This window comes from Hominiventricola aquisgranensis, from assembly GCF_040096225.1.
Lineage (GTDB): Bacteria > Bacillota > Clostridia > Lachnospirales > Lachnospiraceae > Hominiventricola > Hominiventricola aquisgranensis.
This window is the reverse complement of the sequence record NZ_JBBMFC010000006.1, coordinates 64399-84750: the sequence shown is the minus strand read 5'-3', so window position 1 is coordinate 84750 and position 20352 is coordinate 64399. Positions and strand designations below refer to the sequence as shown.

At 45.7% G+C, this 20352-nt stretch carries 15 protein-coding genes; 4 read left to right on the top strand and 11 right to left on the bottom strand.

Annotated elements, in window-relative coordinates; all coding sequences use genetic code 11:
• Positions 1-10: 10 nt before the first annotated feature.
• The 7 genes from WMO62_RS04825 to WMO62_RS04795 all read right to left on the bottom strand — a co-directional run bounded on the left by WMO62_RS04825 (position 11) and on the right by WMO62_RS04795 (position 11997).
• Complete coding sequence (locus WMO62_RS04825) at positions 11-1933, bottom strand: DNA gyrase subunit B (protein ID WP_147602088.1); 1923 nt, start codon at positions 1931-1933, stop codon at positions 11-13.
• A gap of 75 nt (positions 1934-2008) precedes the next feature.
• A complete protein-coding gene (locus WMO62_RS04820; RefSeq protein WP_117498146.1) occupies positions 2009-2338 on the bottom strand; it encodes a PTS sugar transporter subunit IIB in 330 nt (109 codons plus the stop codon).
• A 23-nt stretch (positions 2339-2361) separates the two neighbouring features.
• The gene (gene galE / locus WMO62_RS04815) at positions 2362-3384 is read right to left on the bottom strand and encodes a UDP-glucose 4-epimerase GalE (protein ID WP_117498144.1); all 1023 of its coding nucleotides are present in this window, start codon (positions 3382-3384) and stop codon (positions 2362-2364) included.
• Between the two features lie 82 nt (positions 3385-3466).
• On the bottom strand, positions 3467-4843 hold the full coding sequence (locus WMO62_RS04810; protein ID WP_349143997.1) for a L,D-transpeptidase family protein: 1377 nt from the start codon (positions 4841-4843) through the stop codon (positions 3467-3469).
• A 200-nt stretch (positions 4844-5043) separates the two neighbouring features.
• Complete coding sequence (locus WMO62_RS04805) at positions 5044-8913, bottom strand: GLUG motif-containing protein (RefSeq protein WP_349143996.1); 3870 nt, start codon at positions 8911-8913, stop codon at positions 5044-5046.
• On the bottom strand, positions 8910-11258 hold the full coding sequence (locus WMO62_RS04800; RefSeq protein ID WP_349143995.1) for an efflux RND transporter permease subunit: 2349 nt from the start codon (positions 11256-11258) through the stop codon (positions 8910-8912). The genes WMO62_RS04805 and WMO62_RS04800 overlap by 4 nt, the downstream gene beginning before the upstream one ends.
• Before the next feature lie 160 nt (positions 11259-11418).
• Positions 11419-11997: a TetR/AcrR family transcriptional regulator gene (locus WMO62_RS04795; protein WP_349143994.1), complete on the bottom strand. Its 579-nt coding sequence runs from the start codon at positions 11995-11997 to the stop codon at positions 11419-11421.
• A gap of 212 nt (positions 11998-12209) precedes the next feature.
• Here WMO62_RS04795 and WMO62_RS04790 point away from each other — a divergent pair, with 212 nt between their 5' ends.
• Entirely contained in the window at positions 12210-14873 is a 2664-nt protein-coding gene (locus WMO62_RS04790) for a heavy metal translocating P-type ATPase (RefSeq protein WP_349144032.1), read from the top strand.
• 86 nt (positions 14874-14959) lie between these two features.
• Here the strand turns inward: WMO62_RS04790 and WMO62_RS04785 are convergent, their stop codons facing one another.
• Together WMO62_RS04785 and WMO62_RS04780 are read right to left on the bottom strand one after the other, a co-directional pair.
• The gene (locus WMO62_RS04785) at positions 14960-16108 is read right to left on the bottom strand and encodes a HAMP domain-containing sensor histidine kinase (protein WP_349143993.1); all 1149 of its coding nucleotides are present in this window, start codon (positions 16106-16108) and stop codon (positions 14960-14962) included.
• Complete coding sequence (locus WMO62_RS04780) at positions 16105-16785, bottom strand: response regulator transcription factor (RefSeq protein ID WP_349143992.1); 681 nt, start codon at positions 16783-16785, stop codon at positions 16105-16107. The genes WMO62_RS04785 and WMO62_RS04780 overlap by 4 nt, the downstream gene beginning before the upstream one ends.
• Positions 16786-16922: 137 nt before the next feature.
• Here WMO62_RS04780 and WMO62_RS04775 point away from each other — a divergent pair, with 137 nt between their 5' ends.
• From WMO62_RS04775 to WMO62_RS04765, 3 genes are read left to right on the top strand one after another with little or no spacing between them, the layout of a single operon-like run.
• Complete coding sequence (locus tag WMO62_RS04775; protein WP_435390462.1) at positions 16923-17027, top strand: CD1871A family CXXC motif-containing protein; 105 nt, start codon at positions 16923-16925, stop codon at positions 17025-17027.
• Positions 17020-17883, top strand: coding sequence for a 4Fe-4S binding protein (locus tag WMO62_RS04770; RefSeq protein ID WP_349143991.1), 864 nt, complete (start codon positions 17020-17022; stop codon positions 17881-17883). Before WMO62_RS04775 ends, WMO62_RS04770 begins: the two co-directional genes overlap by 8 nt.
• Positions 17884-17916: 33 nt before the next feature.
• Complete coding sequence (locus tag WMO62_RS04765) at positions 17917-18822, top strand: TlpA disulfide reductase family protein (RefSeq protein WP_349143990.1); 906 nt, start codon at positions 17917-17919, stop codon at positions 18820-18822.
• 4 nt (positions 18823-18826) lie between these two features.
• Here WMO62_RS04765 and WMO62_RS04760 read toward each other — a convergent pair whose 3' ends face one another.
• A complete protein-coding gene (locus tag WMO62_RS04760) occupies positions 18827-19474 on the bottom strand; it encodes a class I SAM-dependent methyltransferase (protein ID WP_118439004.1) in 648 nt (215 codons plus the stop codon).
• Positions 19475-19501: 27 nt separating this feature from the next.
• Positions 19502-20350 (bottom strand): ComEC/Rec2 family competence protein, encoded by an 849-nt coding sequence (locus tag WMO62_RS04755; RefSeq protein ID WP_349143989.1) that lies wholly within the window; start codon positions 20348-20350, stop codon positions 19502-19504.
• Positions 20351-20352: the final 2 nt, after the last annotated feature.

Here is a 20352-nt window from a genome sequence, read left to right as displayed (position 1 = left end):
GCTATTCCTCCTACACATCCAGCTCTGCGTCTACTGCATTTTCATAGATAAACTGACGACGCGGCGGCACTTCCGTTCCCATCAGCATCTCCGTTACAGAGGAAGCCAGTCTGGCATCCTCGATCTCTACCAGGCGAAGCCGTCTGTGATCAGGATCCATGGTCGTCTCCCACAGCTGGGTGGCATCCATCTCTCCAAGACCTTTATAACGCTGGAGCGTGAAGGATCCCGTGTGGGTCTTTCTGTATTTTTCCAATGCCTTGTCGTCATAAAGGTATTCTTCCTTCCCTCTTGCCGGCATGGCTTTATAAAGCGGCGGCATGGCAATGTACACATGTCCCTCGTAGATCAGCTCCGGCATAAACCGATAGAACAAAGTCAGCAGCAGCGTACTGATATGGGCACCGTCCACGTCTGCATCGGCCATAATGATGATCTTATCATAGCGAAGCTTTGTAATATCAAAATCATTTCCATATCCTTCAGAGAATCCGCATCCGAACGCATTGATCATCGTCTTGATCTCCGCATTGGCAAGGACTTTATCAATGCTGGCCTTCTCCACGTTCAGAATCTTACCGCGGATAGGCAGGATTGCCTGATAAGCACGGTTTCTGGCTGTCTTGGCAGAACCGCCTGCGGAATCTCCCTCCACAATGAAGATCTCACATTTGGATGCATCCCTGCTCTCACAGTTCGCCAGCTTTCCGTTGGAATCAAAAGAGAATTTCTGCTTGGTCAGCAGATTTGTCTTCGCACGTTCCTCAGATTTTCGGATCTTGGCGGCTTTTTCCGCACAGCCGATCACAGTCTTCAGCGTCTCCAGATTCCGGTCAAAATACCGCTGGATCTCATCACCGGTCACTTTTGCAGTGGCCTTGGAAGCATCCTGGTTATCAAGCTTTGTCTTTGTCTGTCCCTCAAATCTCGGATCCGGATGTTTGATGGAGATGACAGCTGTCATTCCATTTCGTACATCTGCGCCTGTAAAATTCGCATCTTTTTCTTTGAGGATTCCCAGTTCCCGGGCATAGGAGTTGATCACCGTGGTAAATACTGTCTTGAATCCCGTAATATGAGTACCACCTTCCGCATTATAAATATTGTTGCAGAACCCCAGTACGTTCTCATGAAATTCATTTACATATTGAAAAGCCACTTCTACGGTAATCCCTTCGCTTTCCCCCTGAAAATACACCACCTCATGGAGTGTTTCCTGCGATTTATTCAGATCTTTTACGAATCCTACCAGCCCGTCCGGCTCATGGTATTCAATATGCTCCACTTCACTGCCACGGCGGTCTTCAAAGATGATGGTCAGATTCGGGTTCAGATATGCAGTTTCATGCATACGGCTCTTGACCTCTTCTGCCTTGAAGCGGGTCTTCTCAAAGATCTCCGGATCGGGCAGAAAACGGATCTTCGTTCCCGTCTTTCTGGTCTTACCAAGCGTAGGAAGCAGTCCATGTTCCAGTTCAACGGTTGGGTTGCCCCTCTCGTAGTGGTCATGATGTACATATCCGTCTCTGTACACCTCTATATCCAGCCAGGTGGACAGCGCATTTACAACAGAAGAACCTACTCCGTGAAGTCCTCCGCTGGTCTTATATGCAGAATCATCAAACTTTCCACCTGCATGCAGTGTGGTAAATACCAGTCGCTCCGCAGACATTCCCTTTGCATGCATTCCGACTGGAATACCACGTCCATTATCTGTGACCGTACAGGAACCATCTTTTTCCAGATACACTTCAATCTGGGTACAATATCCTGCCAGATGCTCATCCACTGAGTTATCTACGATCTCATAGATCAGATGATTCAATCCTTTTGTGGAAACGCTTCCAATGTACATGCCAGGCCGTTTTCGTACCGCTTCCAGTCCTTCCAGAACGGAAATACTGTCCGCATCATATGTGTTGCCTTTTGCCATCTGTCAATACTCCTTTTCTAATTTCCGGGGAAAAAAGCAGGCGTCCTGCATTACTGAGGATTCCTGCTTTTCACCCTACTCCATATGAATCTTATGTTCCTTGTACTGCCGGATCTCATCCAGCGCTGCCTGCATGACACGGTCTCCCTTTGCCATACCATAATCTCTGGTATCCACTGCCATGACCGGAATCCTCTCCGGTACCCGCTCTCTTACGCTTGCCAGTGCACAACGCACCTGCGGTCCCACAAGGACAATATCCGCATCCTCTTTATCTTCATCCAGTCCAGCCAATGATGATACAATAATCTCCACATCCAGCAGATTGGCTCTCGCCCAGGCAAGCATTCTGTCCCTTAAAATACTGGCCGAACTGCCGGAATAACATACCAACACCAGTTTCATTCCTTGTTTCTCCCGTACCGAACTTATTCCGGATCGTTATATCCGTTCGGATTCTGGGTCTGCCATTTCCAGGAATCAGCACACATCTCATCAATACCGTACTCTGCTTCCCAGCCAAGCTCTCTCTTTGCTTTAGACGGATCACAGTAGCAGGTTGCAATATCGCCTGCACGACGCGGTTTGATCTCATACGGGATCTTCTTGCCGCATGCCTTGCCAAACGCTTCAATAACCTGAAGTACACTGTATCCGTTGCCGGTACCCAGGTTGTAGATCAGCACACCTTTATTCTCTTTGAACTTCTCGATTGCTTTTACATGACCTCTTGCCAGGTCTACCACATGAATGTAATCACGTACGCCGGTTCCATCCGGGGTATCATAATCATTTCCAAATACACCCACACATTTCAGCTTGCCGATGGCTACCTGTGCCACATACGGAAGCAGGTTGTTCGGAATACCCTTGGGATCTTCACCGATCAGTCCTGATTTGTGTGCTCCGATCGGATTGAAATAACGAAGCAGGGTTACATTCCACTCTGGATCTGCACGATGGATGTCCATCAGCACCTGCTCCAGCATGGTCTTGGTCTGACCATAAGGGTTGGTCGGACTCTGTTTCGGGCATTCTTCTGTGATCGGGATCTCCAGAGGATCTCCATATACTGTAGCAGAAGAACTGAAAATAATGTTTTTCACACCATGTTTTCTCATGGTATCACACAGGAGCAATGTTCCTGTCATATTATTATGATAATATTCAATCGGCTTTACCACAGACTCTCCAACTGCCTTGTATCCTGCAAAATGGATGACTGCATCCGGCTTCTCTGCTTCAAAAATCTTATCCATTGCCGGCTGATCCAGCATATCTGCCTCATAAAATGTAAGCGTTTTTCCAGTGATCTGCTGTACGCGGTCCAGTGCCTTTGCGCTTGCATTATAAAGGTTATCCATAACAACTACTTCATATCCACTGTTCAGAAGCTCTACGCAGGTATGACTTCCAATATAGCCTGCTCCCCCAGTTACTAAAATCTTCATGTCCTTCTACCTCTCTGAAATTGTAATATATTTCCCGGACGTATCGTATATGCCCACGATAAAACAAGTGTATCACACTTTTTTAATAATAGCAAACGACCGGCATGTTTTTTTCTACATAACCATAGATTTCTTTTGCCTTATTAGGTGGCAGGTTCACGCATCCATGGGATCCGCTGGTCTGGTATATAGTTCCACCAAAACTGCCTCTCCAACCGGCATCGTGCATACCGATATTCCCGTTAAATGGCATCCAGTAACCGACAGGTGTTGCATAGTCTGCGCCTCTGAGTACCGCATTTCTTGTCTTATAGGTCAGTCCAAAGACACCACCCGGTGTGCCCCAGCCTCTGGACATATTGCCTGATACCAGCGGGCTTTCCATGATCACGGATCCATCTTTGATAAAATACAGATGCTGGGCACTTAAGTCGATCTCCACATACGTGCTGCCTATGTCATTTTCTCCTGTTACATAACCCTCTTTGGTCCACTGTGGAGTATGAGCGACACTTTTTTTATCCGCAAGCATGGTAAGAAGGGCTTCCTGCTCTGCTTCCACGTCCATTTTCCATCCGTAAGCACCGCTCTTCAGCTTTTTCTCCACACCGCTTACCGTCTTAAAAATGCGGACTTTTCCATAGGTGTTATAGGTATCTGCCAGCTCTTTCACATAAGCCTTTGCCAGTTCTTCATCCACTGTTACCGTTCCATCTGCTGCACATACCAGCCACTCATGGATCTGATCTCCGTCTACCGTTACCGGAACCCCATGCATATCATAGGAAAATGTCAGGTTGGTATAGGCATTCAATTCTTCTGCTTCTTTGTTGAGTCGCTCATCGTCAGAAAAGATCTTCGGTTCTTCATAATATTCAGCTCCGGTCAGATCAAGCTCAGCCTGTCGGGTCGTTACTGCTTCCCAGATCGCTTCTACCGCATCTTCCTTATGGATCGTACTTCCTTCTACTTCCGTGAGCACCTCGTATCCCTTTTTCTCTGGAAGGTAATCGGACAGCTTCGCATCCACCGGAGCAATCTGCTTCTTCGGCTGGAAGAAACTCATAGCATCTACCTGTGCGGTAAATGTCTCCTCATCGATCTGAATACTGCCTGTCAGTTCATCCTCAAAAGTCTCAAAAAAGCTGACCGGCCACATCCACGGACGCTGTCTGCGCAGATTTGACCTCAGTTCTTCAAGTGGATCAATAGATGCCCCCAGCTCTTTTCCGGTCCGCACTTCCTCCATTTCATATCTTCCCCGGATCGCCAGACTGTAATTCTTCTGTCGTGCGGTCACATCCACCGCCACCTCTTCCGGCGTCATGCAGCCATAGACCACTCCGTCGATCTTCGTTCCATAAAAATAATGGGTATAAAAATACCAGCATCCCACTCCGTAAACCGTCAGGAACAGTGCCGCTGCCACGATGGCTGTTATCTTCAGTACTTTTTTCATTTTACTTTCTCATTTCCCATGTATTTGCAATGATCCAGAATCATGTATTTTCACCGATGGACTCTGCATACTGCTTATAAATCATCATAACAGGATGATTTCCAAAAGGCAAGCCTGTATGATCACACCAGTGAACTGTAACTAAAAAAACTGCGATCCCATAGATTCCTCTATGAAACCGCAGTCTCTCTTATCTGCATTTATTCTTCATGTGTGTGTTCTGTTTTATCAGGCTCTGTAACTTCCGCTACTTCGCTGATATCTGATACATGCTCTGTCTCTGTCGACTTCTGCTCTGCTTTCTTCGCCGCACGGGCCAGACGTCTGAGTCTGAGCTTATACATACCAAACATGAGCAATCCCAGAAGAATCAGTCCTAAAATGCCAAGCACAATGCTCATCCAGGTATCTATCCGATCCAGTACTACGATATAACCACTCTTAGCAATGGTTGTATCCACAGACAGATAACTTCCCACTTTTTCTGCCTTCTGCACTTTATCCAGCGTCTGGAAAGAATCATCCATGCTCACAATGCAGTCTGCCAGCGTCAAATTATGAACAACTCTCACCATTGCCTGCGTATCCAGCTCTTCTTCCTGATTCAGTTCATACCGGTAAATATGTTTCACATAATAGTGATACATCCAGTTGAACGTATCAAAATTCTGAGATACCTGCTTTGCTTCCTCATCTGTGGCATCTCTGACAGTCAAAGTGGTATCCGGATAGAAGTTTCCTCCAAACAGGACCGGATCACTGCCATCTTGGGCTGATCCAAGTGATGGCATATAGGCTCTGTATACTGCATGTACGGTGATGTTCCGGTGAATCGGGCTTACATCTTTCTTCTCCCAGTACACATACCCATCTCCTGCATCCGGAAGCTTTGGATACTCATCTTCTGTCAGCACATCTCCATAAGCATAGGTGTTCTGCCAGATCACATCATCCCCGTCCATAAAACGGATCGTGAACTTCTGAAAGTTCTCCGGCATAGTTTTCAGATCCAGCAAGGACGCATAATCCATAGGAACAGCCTCTGCCTCTTTGGTCACGCCATCCACAGCTCCATATCCGTTATCTACAAAATAGTTGTCACTGATGATACCCTTTGCTTTTCCTGCCACAGCTCCGGTGGACTGTACATAACTGTCCAGATCCAGGTACGAGCATACATAACAGCCAGTCACATCTTCTGCGCGTCCTGCCACACCGCCTACATATCCGTCTCCGCTCACACCGCTTAAGGTGTAGCAGTCTTTGATCAGCAGATCAGAACGTCCTGCAATACCACCTGCATAGTTGCCGCCGTCTGCCAGAATATCTCCGTAATTCTCACAGGAATTGATCAGACCATACTCTGCTCTGCCAACCACTCCGCCTGCGTAACTGCCTTTCACAGTTACACTTCCGGTATTTACAGACATAAATACAGCTGCCATCACATGACGGGTAATACTGTTGCTGTCATCATCCTCATCCTCATCTTCATCATCGTCATCATTGTCTCCGAATCCAAGATCCAGAATCTTTTTGCCAGCATTTTTCACGGTCTCCATGGAGATACTTCCAATAATACCGCCTCCCTGGCTGTCTGCATAGATTTCGCCGGAATTGTCACATCCGATGACCTTTCCGTCTCCTGTCATACTGTCTGCCAGTTCGGATATATCCACATAGACGCTTCCATCCTCGATCCGGTCTTTCAGCTCGTCAAATGCATCAGAAATAGTTCCGCGGATGTTGTCAAACTGGCTCTTCACCCGATCCAGGCAATCGCTCATCTGATCCCAGTCGCTGTCCAGCTGATCTCCGGTTGCCTTAAAGGTATCATAGACGCGATCGCTCTTCTGGCGAAGATCGTTGGTCATGGTGTCAAATTCATCCTCGAAATCATCTGCAATCTTTCCAAGATCATGAGTCATCTTATTCAGACTGTTGACAGTTGACTTCATATCGGAAGCTGCTCCGGAAAGCTGTCCCATTGCATTGGTAATGATTCCCATCTGGTTCTGAATATCCGCATTAAGTTTTGCCAGTTCCCGGAGTGCTTCACTCAACTGTGCCTGCTGATCTGGCGTCAGATCTGATCCTGCGCCTCCACCATCGCCGTCTCCGGTGCTGCCTCCATTACCCTCATCTGAACCACCTTCACCAGGTGCTGGTGTTTTACTGGTCACTACGGTATAGGATACAGCTGTCATTTTTCCGGTAGATGCCTGTGAAGGATCGATGCCATCCTCTGTGGTCTTGCTACCAGAATCTCCGTTGGATTCACTGCTGTCACCTGTTGTGCCTTTCTTATCAGCATCATCGGTTCCTCCACCAATGCCAGTGCCGGTTCCGCTACCACCTGTTGTGCCTTTCTTATCAGCATCATCGGTTCCTCCACCAATGCCAGTGCCGGTTCCGCTGCCACCTGTCGTGCCTTTCTTATCGGCATCATCGGTTCCTTCACCTGAGCCAGTGCCTGTTCCACTGCCACCTGTCGTGCCTTTCTTATCGGCATCATCGGTTCCTCCACCTGAGCCACTGCTGCTTCCGTCTTCGGTTCCTGTGCCGGTCCCGCTTCCACTGTCGGTTCCAGTATCGGTTCCACTTCCGCCGCCGTTTCCGCCACTGCCGTTTCCATCGTCACTGCCACCTGATCCATCTCCCGGCAGTTTATCGATCCAGTCTTTCAGACCCTTCAATGTGTCCTTCAACTGTTCGATCTGCTGCTGATAGCTGTCCAGCTTCCCTTTCATACCCCCAAGTTCTTTCTTAAGCAAGGGTTCAAGCTGCTCCATGATCTCCTGCATCTTATCCAGATCTTCGGAAATCTTAGTCATGGCATCTGTAATCTGCTGTATATTGATCCGATTAGTCATCCGATTGATGGAATCCTTCATCTCACCCACATTTTTATCAATGGAGTCTTTTCCGTCAGATGCCATATCGCTGTAATCATCAAAATAGATCCGGACAGAATTCTTCAGGGATTTGAGCTGTTCTCTCAACACGTCCACGTTGTCGGACAGATGATTGCCCATACCATCTCCCACATCTGACAGCTGATCCATCAGACTGCTTAAATTATCCAGCTCATCCTTCAGTTCCTGCTCATAATCGCGATCATAAGAACCTGTTTCGTAAGGTACAAACACACCTACGATTCCGCCTACATCCTTATGTCCATAGACAACGCCGCTGTTGTCAGAGTAAGCAAGGCTTCCCTTCTGACGTCCTACCACACCGCCGGTAGCAGATCCCAGACGTTCGTGTCCGATAGTAGCTTCATTTTTACAATATGTTATACTTCCTTCAGAATATCCCGCAATACCACCTGTGTCGTTGGCACGGTCATCTGCTGTCATACCAGTCACCGCATTGGGAATCGAAATATTAATGCTTCCCTCTCCGTTGGTGGTACTCTTTACCACTTTCTGATTAGTATTGACTTTTCCGCTATTGGTACAATCACTGACGGTTCCTTCATTGTAGCCGATAATGCCGCCGGTTGCCTGTTTACCGTCCACTTCTGCTTCATTGCCACAACGGGAAATGGTTCCTGTCGTTTCATTTTTGCCGGCAATACCACCTACATTGGTCTGTCCGTTCAATGTACCACGGCTGGTGCAGCCACGGATTGTTCCTTTATTATCACCAGCAATGATACCGATGTTTTCCTGATCTTCCCCACTGGTCACCGTTGCCTCTACCGTCAGGTTTGCAACAGTTCCATTTGGTCCTACATAACGGAAGAATCCATAATCGGACATTTCTTCCTGAAGACGGATGCCAGTGATCGTATGCCCGCCGCCGTCGAAGGTACCATCCATGATCGGGATAAACAGGTTTTCATACTCAGACAGGTCAATATCTTCTGTCATCACAAAAGTCTTTCCAGTGGAAAAATTCTCTGTCTTACCGCTGTCTGCCAACAGGACCAGATCCTCTGCTGATGCGATAGTGATCACAGAGCCGGTCTCCTCTGCCAGCGATACAATTCCTGACTGCGTAAATAACATAGCGGCGATCAGAAGAAGGGCTCCGCCTCGATGCATCCATTTCATTATCTTTTTCATGCTTTCTGTCCCTCCTCACCAGCTGCTTCTGCTCTTAATTTACTTAAGTTTTCCAGTGACAGCTTGCTCTTGTAATAAGTCTTGGCAATGATACCGTCAAACATATAGAGAAGCTGCGGCAGGATCAACATAACCAGAACAATAGAGGTCAGTGTTCCTTTTCCAAGAGTCGTTCCCAATGAGGCAATAACCGGGTTGCTGGTGGTCTGACCAACTACGAATCCGGCAGATGTCATAATAGAACCGGATGTAATGATCGTAGCAAAGCTCTGATCCAGCGTCTTGACCACTGCCTCGCGTTTGTCAGTGATCGTCTTTCGCAAATCAATATAGCGGTTTGTGATAACGATCGCATAGTCAATCGTTGCACCCATCTGGATGGAGCTGACGATCAGATAGCTCAAGAAATACATATGTACTCCCTGGATCGCCGGCAACGTGAAGTTGATAAAAATACTGGTCTGAATCGTAACCACAAGGATCAACGGCAGACTATAATTTTTAAATGTAAACAGAAGGATCAAGGCCACGAACAATGCTGTCAGGATCGTGATGATCATATTATCCTGCGTAAAAGATTTGCTCAGATCATAGTCACTGGTGGAATCTCCTACTACATACACTTCATGGTAATATTTCTGCGCAATATCTCTTACCTTGTCAATCGTTGCAAAGGTCTCCTCTCCTTCCACCGGTCCGGAGATTGTAAACAGCATGCGATGGTAGTTATCTCCCTCCAGCTGTTCTCTCGCATCAGACAGGGTCTTGTGCATATCTTTGATATCCTGTGACAGATCCTCGTCAAAATCAAAGGTCTCGTTTTCTTCTTCTCCATAGATAAAATCAACCATGGAGATCAGCGGAATCTTGAACTCATCAATGGAATTTAGAAATGCACCGTATTTCTCTTCCTTCCATGCATAGAACCGATACAAAAGACGGATCGTATCAATATCCATATCTGTAACGTCTGCCAGCTCCTGAGGAGTCAGTCTGTCTGTCAGTACATACTGCTCATCATCATCTACAGTAACATTGGCAAGACCTGTAGCAGATGCCACATTGTCGATTTCCTGAATCTCCGACAGAATCGCAGCCTCGCTGTCATAATCTCCTGCAGGAACTACAATAGCCATCAGATTATCCAGATCAAAATTCTTGGAAATCTCCCGCTTGGATGTCATATATTCATTCATCTTTGCAGATTCCACGGAACTCTGGTCATAAGCATAGGTACTGGTATTAGACAGATATCCGCACACGAAGATCATTACAACAAATACTGGTACCGTGAATTTTCTGACAGCAACAACAATTTTTCCCCAGAACTCGATCTTCGGCACAAAACTTTTATGCATTGTATTATCGATCTGACGATTGAACATCATAATCAGTCCCGGCATAAATCCGAATACAGAAAGCATACTTAACAGAATGGCTTTTACCATGACACGACCCAGATCCAGTCCGATACCAAAATGCATAAACATCAGAGCCACCATACCAGACATGGTTGTCAGAGAACTGGATGATATCTCCACAATGCCTTTTTCCAGTGCCCGGATCAACGCTTCCTTCGTATCCGTATGCGCCTTTTCTTCCATAAAACGGTGGAACAGAATAATCGCATAATCAATTGCCATAGCAAGCTGCAAAATGGATGCTACTGCATTGGTAACAAAAGAAATCTTTCCGAATATAAAGTTGGTACCCATATTCAGGAGTGCCGCCATGGCAAATACAAGCATGAAAATAGCAATCTCCATATAGGTTCCTGATGTAAACCACAGAACAGCTATAATAATAAATACAGCAATCACCAGAATGACCTTGATATCTTCCTGCAGTGACGCATTATCATCTTTATCTACCGTCGTGTAAAACCAGGTATCATAATCGGCCAGTGCTTCCCTCACATCTTTGATTGCACCCTGTGCTTCCGGATCATCTTCCGGTGTGTCAAAAGTAATACTCAGAAGTGCGGACAGATTTTTGTAGTAATCAGACAGTTCTTCCCCATCTGTAATCTCTGTCTCGTCCTCATCACTTTCCTCATAAAAGTCCACCGCAGATACGCCCTTGATGTCTTTGAGCTGTTCTACGATATCCTTCGCTTCTTCATACGTTACATTTGAGATCATAACCTTTGCCGTACCAAAGGTCGTGAACTCAGCGTCCATCAGATCAACTCCCTGTCTGGTCTCAGTGTCTTCTGGAAGATAATCTGTCAGTTCCTGTACGACTTCCACATGGGATGACATGATGGCACTACCGATCGCTGCCGCGATAAAGATCACCATCAACAGCTTACGATTATTTACAATAAGTTCTGCCAGCTTTCTCAAGTCTTTTCCTCCTCGTCCTAGCTGTTACATGTGTAACTTTTCATTTCTGCTGTAACAGCATAATATAAGAATGTTAAAATCACAAGAGACAAAAAACCTAATGTTACATTTGTTCCTTATCTGTTTTGCAATCTTTACGATTTCTTAGCAGTCTCTCCCTTTATTTAGTTAAGTTCACCTCAATCTGTTCCATCATCTTTGCCATCTTCTCCGGACTTTCCTTCATGCCTCGCTCCACCCAGCGAAGCAGAAGCAGACTGAACCGTCCTGCTTCCTCATAGATCAGGTAATCTGCCGTCACTGGATCCAGTCCTTGATCCTGACCGAAGATTTTCTCAACTAAATAACTGCAATACTGAATAAAACATTTCAATACCATTTCATAGAGCTTTGCCCGAAGGACTGCCTTCAGAAGACGCTCATTTTCTTTTGCCTGCTGGAAGATCAACAATGAAAACTGATATTTGCTGATTCCTTCTGTATTCTTTATTTCGTTCAGAAGTTCTGCAAATATTTCATTGAAATGCTGAATCAGAATATCATCCTTTGACCGGTACAGCCGATAATAAGACATACGCGACACGCCTGCCCGCTTTGCAATATCTGTAATTGTGATCTCTTCATACGTCTTCTGCTCCATCAGAATCAGAAGCGCCGTAAAAATACATTCCTTCGTCATAGTATTTTTTTTCTGTGTCTTTTCCTGATCCACGAATTTATCCTCATCTTTCCTGTTCATATGCTGCCTCTCTTTCCACGGCAACTCTACTGTCTGTAAGTATATGGGATGATTTTCCAAAAGGCAAGCAAAAGACATGGAAAAACTTTTCATTTTCTATTGCATCTCCACTGCTTCTATGCTATTATCTTCATATGAACATATATTCAAATGTTTTTATATAAAAATATTATTTCAATTCAACATGAAACAGGAGGATTTTCCATATGAGTATGAAGGTCAGAGAGTTACTTCTCCACCAGGATGACGAATGTAGCTGCGGCTGTGGACATGATCATGATCACGAGGAGCATGAGCATCACCATCATCACGATGACGAATGCGGCTGCGGCTGCGGCTGTGGACATGATCACGACCATGAGGAGTATGAGCATCATCACCATCACGATGACGAATGCGGCTGCGGCTGTGGACATGATCACGACCATGAGGAGCATGAGCATCACCATCATCACGATGACGAATGCGGCTGTGGTTGCGGACATGATCACGATCATGAGGAGCATGAGCATCACCACCATGATATTCCGAAGGCTCACGGAAAACGTGTATATATTCTTGAGAACCTTGGTTGTGCCAACTGTGCTGCCAAGATGGAATCCCGGATCAATGAACTTCCTGGCGTAGCAGAAGCTACCATTACTTATGCAACCAAACAACTTCGTATCACTGCTGAAGATTACGATGCCCTGCTTCCTCAGATTCAGAAGATCTGTTCTTCTATCGAGTCCGAAGTTAAGGTCGTTCTGAAGGATCAGCCTGCAGGCGGCATCCGTACCAAGACCTATATCATCGAAGGTCTGGACTGTGCCAACTGTGCAGCCAAGCTGGAGCGTCGGATCAATGAGATGGATGAAGTAGACGAGGCAGTTCTTACATTTGCTACCAAGCAGCTTCGCATCTCTGCGCAGAATCCGGATCGTATCCTTCCGAAGATCCGTGAGGTATGTGTTGCCATGGAGCCTGATGTAACGATCCACGAAAAGGAGCGTACCCGTTCTGAAGCAACAAAAGAAAAAGAGTCCGGCATGTCCGAAGAGACGCAGACTACTCTCTCCATCATCATCGGTGCTGTTCTCTTCATTGTTATGGAAGTTCTGGAGCACATAGGATATACAAGTCCGCTGATGCTTGCCGCTTATGTAGTTGCCTATGCAGTTCTTGGCTGGAAAGTAGTATTTACCGCACTCCGCAACCTGACCAAAGGACAGATTTTTGACGAGAATTTTCTGATGAGTGTGGCAACCCTTGGTGCATTTGCCATCAAATCTTACCCGGAAGCAGTCGGTGTTATGCTGTTCTATCGTATCGGTGAATATTTTGAAGAAAAGGCAGTAGAGCGCAGCCGTTCTCAGATCATGAATGCGGTCGATATGCGTCCTGAGACTGTAAATCTGGTAGAAGGCGACGAGATCCGTGTGATTCCTGCGGAGGATGCCTGCGTTGCTGATATTATCCTCGTTCGTCCTGGCGACAGAATCCCTCTGGACGGTGTTGTCGTAGAAGGTGATAGCCGTATTGATACTTCTCCGATCACTGGTGAGCCGGTTCCGGTTCATGTAGAGGTCGGTGATGAGATTCTGTCCGGCTGTGTCAATACTTCCGGTCAGTTAAAACTGAAGGTACAGAAACCACTTTCTGAATCTATGGTGACTCGTATTCTGGATTCCGTTGAAAATGCTGCGGCAAGCAAGCCGAAGGTAGACCGTTTTATTACCAAGTTCTCCAGAGTCTACACTCCGATCGTTGTATTTCTGGCACTGGGAACTGCTGTTCTTCCGCCGCTTGTTGCCGGTGGTGACTGGAACTACTGGATCTACACCGCTCTGTCCTTCCTGGTCATGAGCTGCCCTTGCGCACTGGTATTGAGTGTTCCGCTGGCGTTTTTCTCCGGTATTGGAGCAGGTTCCAAGAAAGGCATCCTTTTCAAGGGCGGTGTTGCACTTGAATCTATGGCTGATGTCAAAGCTGTTGTTATGGACAAAACAGGAACCATTACAGAAGGAAACTTTGTATTGCAGAAGACCGTAACTGTTGGCAATACCGACGAGGATACTCTTCTTCGTCTGGCTGCAAGCTGCGAGCAGGTATCCACTCATCCCATTGCAAACAGTATTGTAACCGCTGCCAAAGAAAAAGGCATGGAGCTTACACGTCCATCTACTTTAAAAGAGATTGCCGGTGAAGGTATCCTTGCTGTCATGGATGGAAATGTGATCCTCTGCGGAAACAAGAAATTGATGGAGCATCACAACATTAACATTTCTGCTTATAATAACGAAGTATTCGGAACAGAGGTCCTGGTTGCCATTGAAGGTGAATATGCCGGATATCTGGTGATCTCAGATACGATCAAGGCAGACGCAAAATCCGCGATCGCAGCAATCAAGAAGCAGAATATTGTGACTGCCATGTTGACTGGTGATGCACAGAACAGTGCAGAAGCGGTTGCAAAAGAGACTGGTATTGATGAAGTGCATGCAAAACTGCTGCCACAGGATAAGCTTTCAACTTTGAAAAAACTGCGTGAAACCTACACTTCCGTCATGTTCGTAGGTGACGGAATCAACGATGCTCCGGTGCTTGCCGGTGCGGATGTAGGAGCTGCCATGGGAAGCGGTGCTGACGCTGCCATTGAGGCTGCTGATGTAGTCTTTATGACTTCCAGCATGTCTGCAATCCCGGATGCCTTACGTATTGCAAAATCCGCAGTAGCCATCTCCTGGCAGAACATTATATTTGCTCTGGTGATCAAGATCGCCGTTATGATCCTGGGACTGTGCGGATTCGCTTCCATGTGGATGGCTGTATTTGCCGATACCGGTGTTGCCATGCTGTGTGTACTGAATTCTATTAGAGTATTATATAAAAAATAAATTCTGGTTATAAAAAGGTCCGATCCTTCTCTCCTGGCCAAATAAGCAACAAGGCCTGAAGCGAAGGGGCGGACCTTTTACGTTGATCACTGCGTAAACATCACATCAAAAATTGTCCCTCCAGACGGATTGGATCTGACTGTAATACTGCCATCATGCACTCTCACAATTTCATGGACCAGAGCAAGTCCAAGCCCTACGCCGCCAAGTGCCCGGCTTCTGGATTTATCCACCCGGAAGAAAGGTTCAAATACACGTTCCCGAAGCTCCTCAGGAATTCCATTTCCCGTATCCGCCACTGACAGGTGCACCTGTTTTTCCTTTCGGTCTGCAGTTACTGTAACCTGCCCTCCTGCATGGTTATATTTTATAGCATTCTCAACAAGATTATATACCAGCCTGTAAATAAGAATGTCACTTCCAACCATTGTTATATTTTCACATTTCCCGATCAGTTTGATATTCTTTTCCTGTGCAAGAGGTTCCAGATCTGCCAGCACCTCATCAACAAGAGCATCCACTATAATTTTATCATCCCGGCCTACGGTCTGAAGCTCGCTCATGTCAAGAAGTGTCTTTACCATCTTGCCAAGCCTGTCGTTCTGTTCCGTAACCATTTTTATTGTCTGTAAGGTCTCTTCATCGCTGCCTGGATGTCGGGTGGAATTATACAGATCAAGCTGCACCTGCATCAAAGCTAAAGGAGTGCGAAGCTCATGGGCTGCATTTGCAGTAAATTGTCTCTGCATTTCAAATGCATCTGAGAGACGTTCCAGCATCTTATTATATGAAACGCTAAGTTGGTTCAGTTCCTTTACCTGGTTTTCTTCTATCCGTGAATCAGCCAGATTTTGTGCCTGCACCTTTTCGATTTTATCAGAAAACTCTCTGATCGGTCTGAGTGCATGCCCACTTATAAAATAGGTGGCCACTCCTCCAAGAAGAGCCAATAAGGCCGAAATGATCAGACTGTTTTTCTTGTAGTCCGCCTTATTATTGTACACCTGAACAGAGAAGTCATTGGCAAACTCATCCCACTTATCCTCTGGTATGCTGATAAATATTTCTTCCGAATCGTCCACATGATCATCTCCCTGGGCATCCACAGTCTCTTGCAGAGAATCCATATAATACACACCATTTTTATAGACAAGTGTAGTGACGCATCCACATATAACCGCAATATATACGGTAATGATACAGGTGAGCCTCCACTGCAGCGATATTCTTTTCATCTACCAGACTCCTCCCTTATTTGATATCCCTCTCCTACCTTGTTCCGAATCGGATCATATCCAAGCACGACCTTAAGCTTTTTTCTAAGGGATGACATATGTACTCTGATGGCGCCACTGAAGCTATCCACAGATGCATCCCAGACATGCTCCATCAGTTCCTCCTGGCTTACCGGTCTGCCAAGATTCAGAAGCAGATATTCCAGAATACCATTTTCTTTTCTTGTCAGAGATACCATTTTCCCTTTTGCATATGCCTCACGCCTTAACGTATCGAACCTTATGTCACCACTTTCCAGGCATACATCCTTCTGTACAAATTTCCTTCTTGTCAGGCTTCTGATACGAGCCTCAAGCTCCTGCAGATGGAATGGTTTTTCCATATAATCGTTTGCTCCTGCATCCAGTCCTTCCACCTTATCCGCAATCTGTCCTCTGGCAGATAAGATAAGAACCTTTGTCTCCTCATTTCTCTGTCTGAGTTCTTTCAATATCTCCATTCCATCCATACCGGGCAGATTCAGATCCAGAACGATCAGGTCATAATTTTCCGTCAGGATACATTCAAGAGCCTCTTCCCCATCATAACAGGTATCCACCTCATATCCAGCATGATAGAGACTTTTTGCAACCGTATCACAGATTTCTTTCTCATCCTCAACTATTAATAATCTCAAAATTCTTTCCCCTGTTCTTAACAAAGATTTTACAACAAATATTGTATAATACCAATGTCAGCTGGTCAATGAATACAACAAGCGAAAGGAGTAACAATATCTTGAAATGCAGAAATATCTCTCAGATTCTTTTGCTCATGGCGGGTATCGCCATGATAAGCTATGGAGCGGTCAGAGGTGAAGCGGCTGTTGTGCTTGGTAAAGCAATAAAACTATGTCTGGAGTGTGTCGGAATTGGATAAGAAAAAGAATTTATTATCAAAGCAGATGGTCAGATTACGCGGATGGATACAGGCAGCCGCCACACTGCTGACTAATATCCATATTCCCAATTTATTTAAAGGAAAAATATATCAGGGGAATGTGAAAACTGTATGTGTACCAGGATTAAACTGCTATTCCTGTCCTGCTGCCACGGGAGCCTGCCCAATTGGAGCCTTTCAGGCCGTTGTCGGATCATCCGGGTTTAAATTTTCATACTACATAACCGGATTTTTTATTTTACTTGGTGTAACACTAGGAAGATTTATCTGCGGTTTTTTATGTCCCTTCGGATGGTTTCAGGATTTGCTTCATAAAATCCCCGGAAAAAAATGTTCCACAGCCAGACTGAAGCCCCTAAGATACCTGAAATATATCATTCTTATTGTTTTCGTTATACTTCTGCCGATGTTTGTAACGAACTCTATCGGAATGGGGGACCCCTTCTTCTGCAAATATATTTGTCCACAGGGAGTTCTGGAGGGAGCTATCCCGCTTTCCCTAGGAAATGCAGCTATACGGTCCGCACTTGGAAAGCTCTTTTCTTTTAAATGCTTTATTTTAATTACCGTTATTGTGCTAAGTATTCTGTTTTACAGACCCTTCTGTAAATGGATCTGTCCTCTCGGGGCGATCTACTCATTATTTAATAAGGTCAACCTTCTTAACATTAATGTTGAGCACAACAAATGTGTCGGATGTGGTCAATGCTCGAAAGCATGCAAAATGGATGTGGATGTGTGCAAGAATCCAGATCATCCGGAATGCATACGATGTGGTGCCTGCATCAAGGCTTGTCCTAAAGATGCGATCCATTATCGGTTTATAAGAAAATAATCTAATTACTATTATTTAAAGGAGAAATCATTCATGAAAACAAACAAAAAAATTCTTACTATTTTTACACTCTGTATCGCATTATTGCTTACAGCCTGCAGCACAACAGATACTGCTGACACGAAAGAAAACAATGCGTCCCTGACGGAATCTGACACAACCTCAGACAGCTCCGACACTGTACTGAACGATTTGTATCAGCAGGAGAACCAGCTTTTTGCAGATCATGAAGAGGCATGGAACAAGGTATTTGGCATGATGAGAAAAAGCAATGCTGATCCCAGCGGAAATTATGCTGATTATCTGGCTGATACCGTTGAAGCAAACAAGGACTCCTTTACAGATGACGAGTTGAAAATACTTACGGACGATATTGAGACCATACGAAAAATCGAAGATCAGATTGCAGAAATTGAAAGCAAAAATGCAGCATCAGATACTGCCGACCAGAAAAACAATTCCGAAGATGCATCTCCCTTCAAGAATTTTTCCGGCCAGGATTTTGATGGTAATTCTGTCGATGAAAGCCTGTTTTCCGACAATGCCGTAACTGTCGTCAATTTCTGGTTTACCGGCTGCAAACCTTGTGTTGCCGAGTTATCCAAGCTCAATGAATTGAACGATGCCATCAGATCAATGGGCGGCGAAGTTGTAGGCATCAATACCGAAACCTTCGACGGCAATGAAGCTGCCATGAAAGAAGCTGCATCCATCCTTGAAAGTCAGGGTGCCAAATACCGCAATCTTTCCATTGATTCTTCTTCCGAAGCAGGCAAATACGCCTCCGATATTATGGCATTTCCTACAACCATATTAGTCGATAGAAATGGCAATATTGTGGGCGATCCCCTGCTCGGAGGAATTGATAACCAGAACAATTATGATGCTCTGATGAAACAGATCCAGTCTGTAATTGACGCGGACAGCACAAATAAATAACCTTTTATTTATGTCCTTCCACGCAGATCCAGTTTTCCCCATCTCTGGTATGGATCACGGTTTCCGCAAATCCGGCAATCTGAAAGATTTCCCGGAACTCCTCTTCTGTTGGATTGAACAGTTCATATCTCGTAATATTTTTCTTCTGCTGTTCAGTCAGATGTCCATTCTGATAAACATCTGCTACCAACAGGAAGGTACCGCCTTTTTTCAGTACTCTGTGGACTTCCTTCAGATTTGCCTGCGGATCCGGCCAGAAATAGAAGCTTTCTACGGTGATGATCTTGTCAAACGTGTCATCTTTAAATGGCAGCTTCTCAACCGATGCCTCCAGCACGGTCAATTTTCCTTCTTTCACGAACGCTTCATTAAGTTTTCCGGTTTCTTCAACAGACACACCAGAATAATCCACGCCAGTCGCATGACCAGTCGTCAACTGCTCCGTCATCCGGTGAAGGGTCATTCCACCGCCGCATCCAATATCCAATATCTGATCGTCACCTTTGATCTTCCAGTGAGCAAGTGCCCATCCGGTAACCTCGTAATGACTGTGGTTCATCCGGTCCAGCATGACTTTTCCTTCTTCCCCCTGGGGTTTTCTTGGATTTCCTTCTCGTGTAATCTCTTCTTCTGTTCTCTTCACTTCTGACATATAGATCTGTCCTTTCCCTCATCGATTTTATTTTAAATTCTGCAGCTTCACTTCTGTAATATGTTCTCCATCACAGGTGGTCACCACCGCTTCTTCTGAAGTATCAAACACCTGAATCTTCCGCTCATCCAACAGTTTCAACGTGTCCGCGCTGGCCGGATGCTTATTGGAACAACAGATTACCGCAAAGGACGGTTCCACTGCATCCAGAAGTTCTCCCAGATTCGCCTCATAGCGTCCATGGTGCGGCATTTTGATCCAGTCTGCCCTCAGATCCTCGTCTGATGCCAGCAGTTCACTGATCCGTCCCTCTGTAATGTCTCCGGTAAACAAAAATTTCCGGTGACCAAATGTCACCCAAGTGACCAGTGACAGATCATTTTCATCTGCAAATGTATCCGCCTGTTCTGCTGCCTGCACACGGATCTTCATCTCTCCAATGGTCTGTTCCGTAGTTCCGGTCAGTCTCTGAACTCCGTCTCTTCCAGCCAATGCTTCCAGAAAAGAATCATACTCCGGTCTGGTTCCTTCATAATCTGGCATGAAAACAGCATTCACTTCCATGTGCTCAAGCACCTTTGCCGCGCCTCCCACATGATCCTTATCAAAGTGAGTAATAACTAACAGATCTACGCTATGGATCCCCTGATTTTTCAGGAAACGAACGATCTTATCCCCGTCATCTTTTTCTCCGGTATCGATCAGTACCGTATGTCCTGCCTGCTTCAGCACCAGCGCATCCGCTTTTCCCACTGACAGAGCCGTGATCGTAAGATTCGGATCTTCTTCACTCTGTCCGGCGTGCTTTGCTGCAAACACAAGAATCAGCAGTGCCAGCATTAACGCCAGCACTGCCAGTAAATTTTTCTTTTCCATAA

Bases quoted from the DNA above. Each gene is read 5' to 3' on its own strand.
- WMO62_RS04825 (WP_147602088.1), bottom strand. From the start codon at position 1,933: ATGGCAAAAGGCAACACATATGATGCGGACAGTATTTCCGTTCTGGAA.
- WMO62_RS04810 (WP_349143997.1), bottom strand. From the start codon at position 4,843: ATGAAAAAAGTACTGAAGATAACAGCCATCGTGGCAGCGGCACTGTTC.
- WMO62_RS04785 (WP_349143993.1), bottom strand. From the start codon at position 16,108: ATGAAAAGAATATCGCTGCAGTGGAGGCTCACCTGTATCATTACCGTA.
- WMO62_RS04765 (WP_349143990.1), top strand. From the start codon at position 17,917: ATGAAAACAAACAAAAAAATTCTTACTATTTTTACACTCTGTATCGCA.
- WMO62_RS04775 (WP_435390462.1), top strand. From the start codon at position 16,923: ATGGCGGGTATCGCCATGATAAGCTATGGAGCGGTCAGAGGTGAAGCG.
- WMO62_RS04795 (WP_349143994.1), bottom strand. From the start codon at position 11,997: ATGAACAGGAAAGATGAGGATAAATTCGTGGATCAGGAAAAGACACAG.
- WMO62_RS04805 (WP_349143996.1), bottom strand. From the start codon at position 8,913: ATGAAAAAGATAATGAAATGGATGCATCGAGGCGGAGCCCTTCTTCTG.
- WMO62_RS04820 (WP_117498146.1), bottom strand. From the start codon at position 2,338: ATGAAACTGGTGTTGGTATGTTATTCCGGCAGTTCGGCCAGTATTTTA.
- WMO62_RS04755 (WP_349143989.1), bottom strand. From the start codon at position 20,350: ATGGAAAAGAAAAATTTACTGGCAGTGCTGGCGTTAATGCTGGCACTG.
- galE (WP_117498144.1), bottom strand. From the start codon at position 3,384: ATGAAGATTTTAGTAACTGGGGGAGCAGGCTATATTGGAAGTCATACC.
- WMO62_RS04790 (WP_349144032.1), top strand. From the start codon at position 12,210: ATGAAGGTCAGAGAGTTACTTCTCCACCAGGATGACGAATGTAGCTGC.
- WMO62_RS04760 (WP_118439004.1), bottom strand. From the start codon at position 19,474: ATGTCAGAAGTGAAGAGAACAGAAGAAGAGATTACACGAGAAGGAAAT.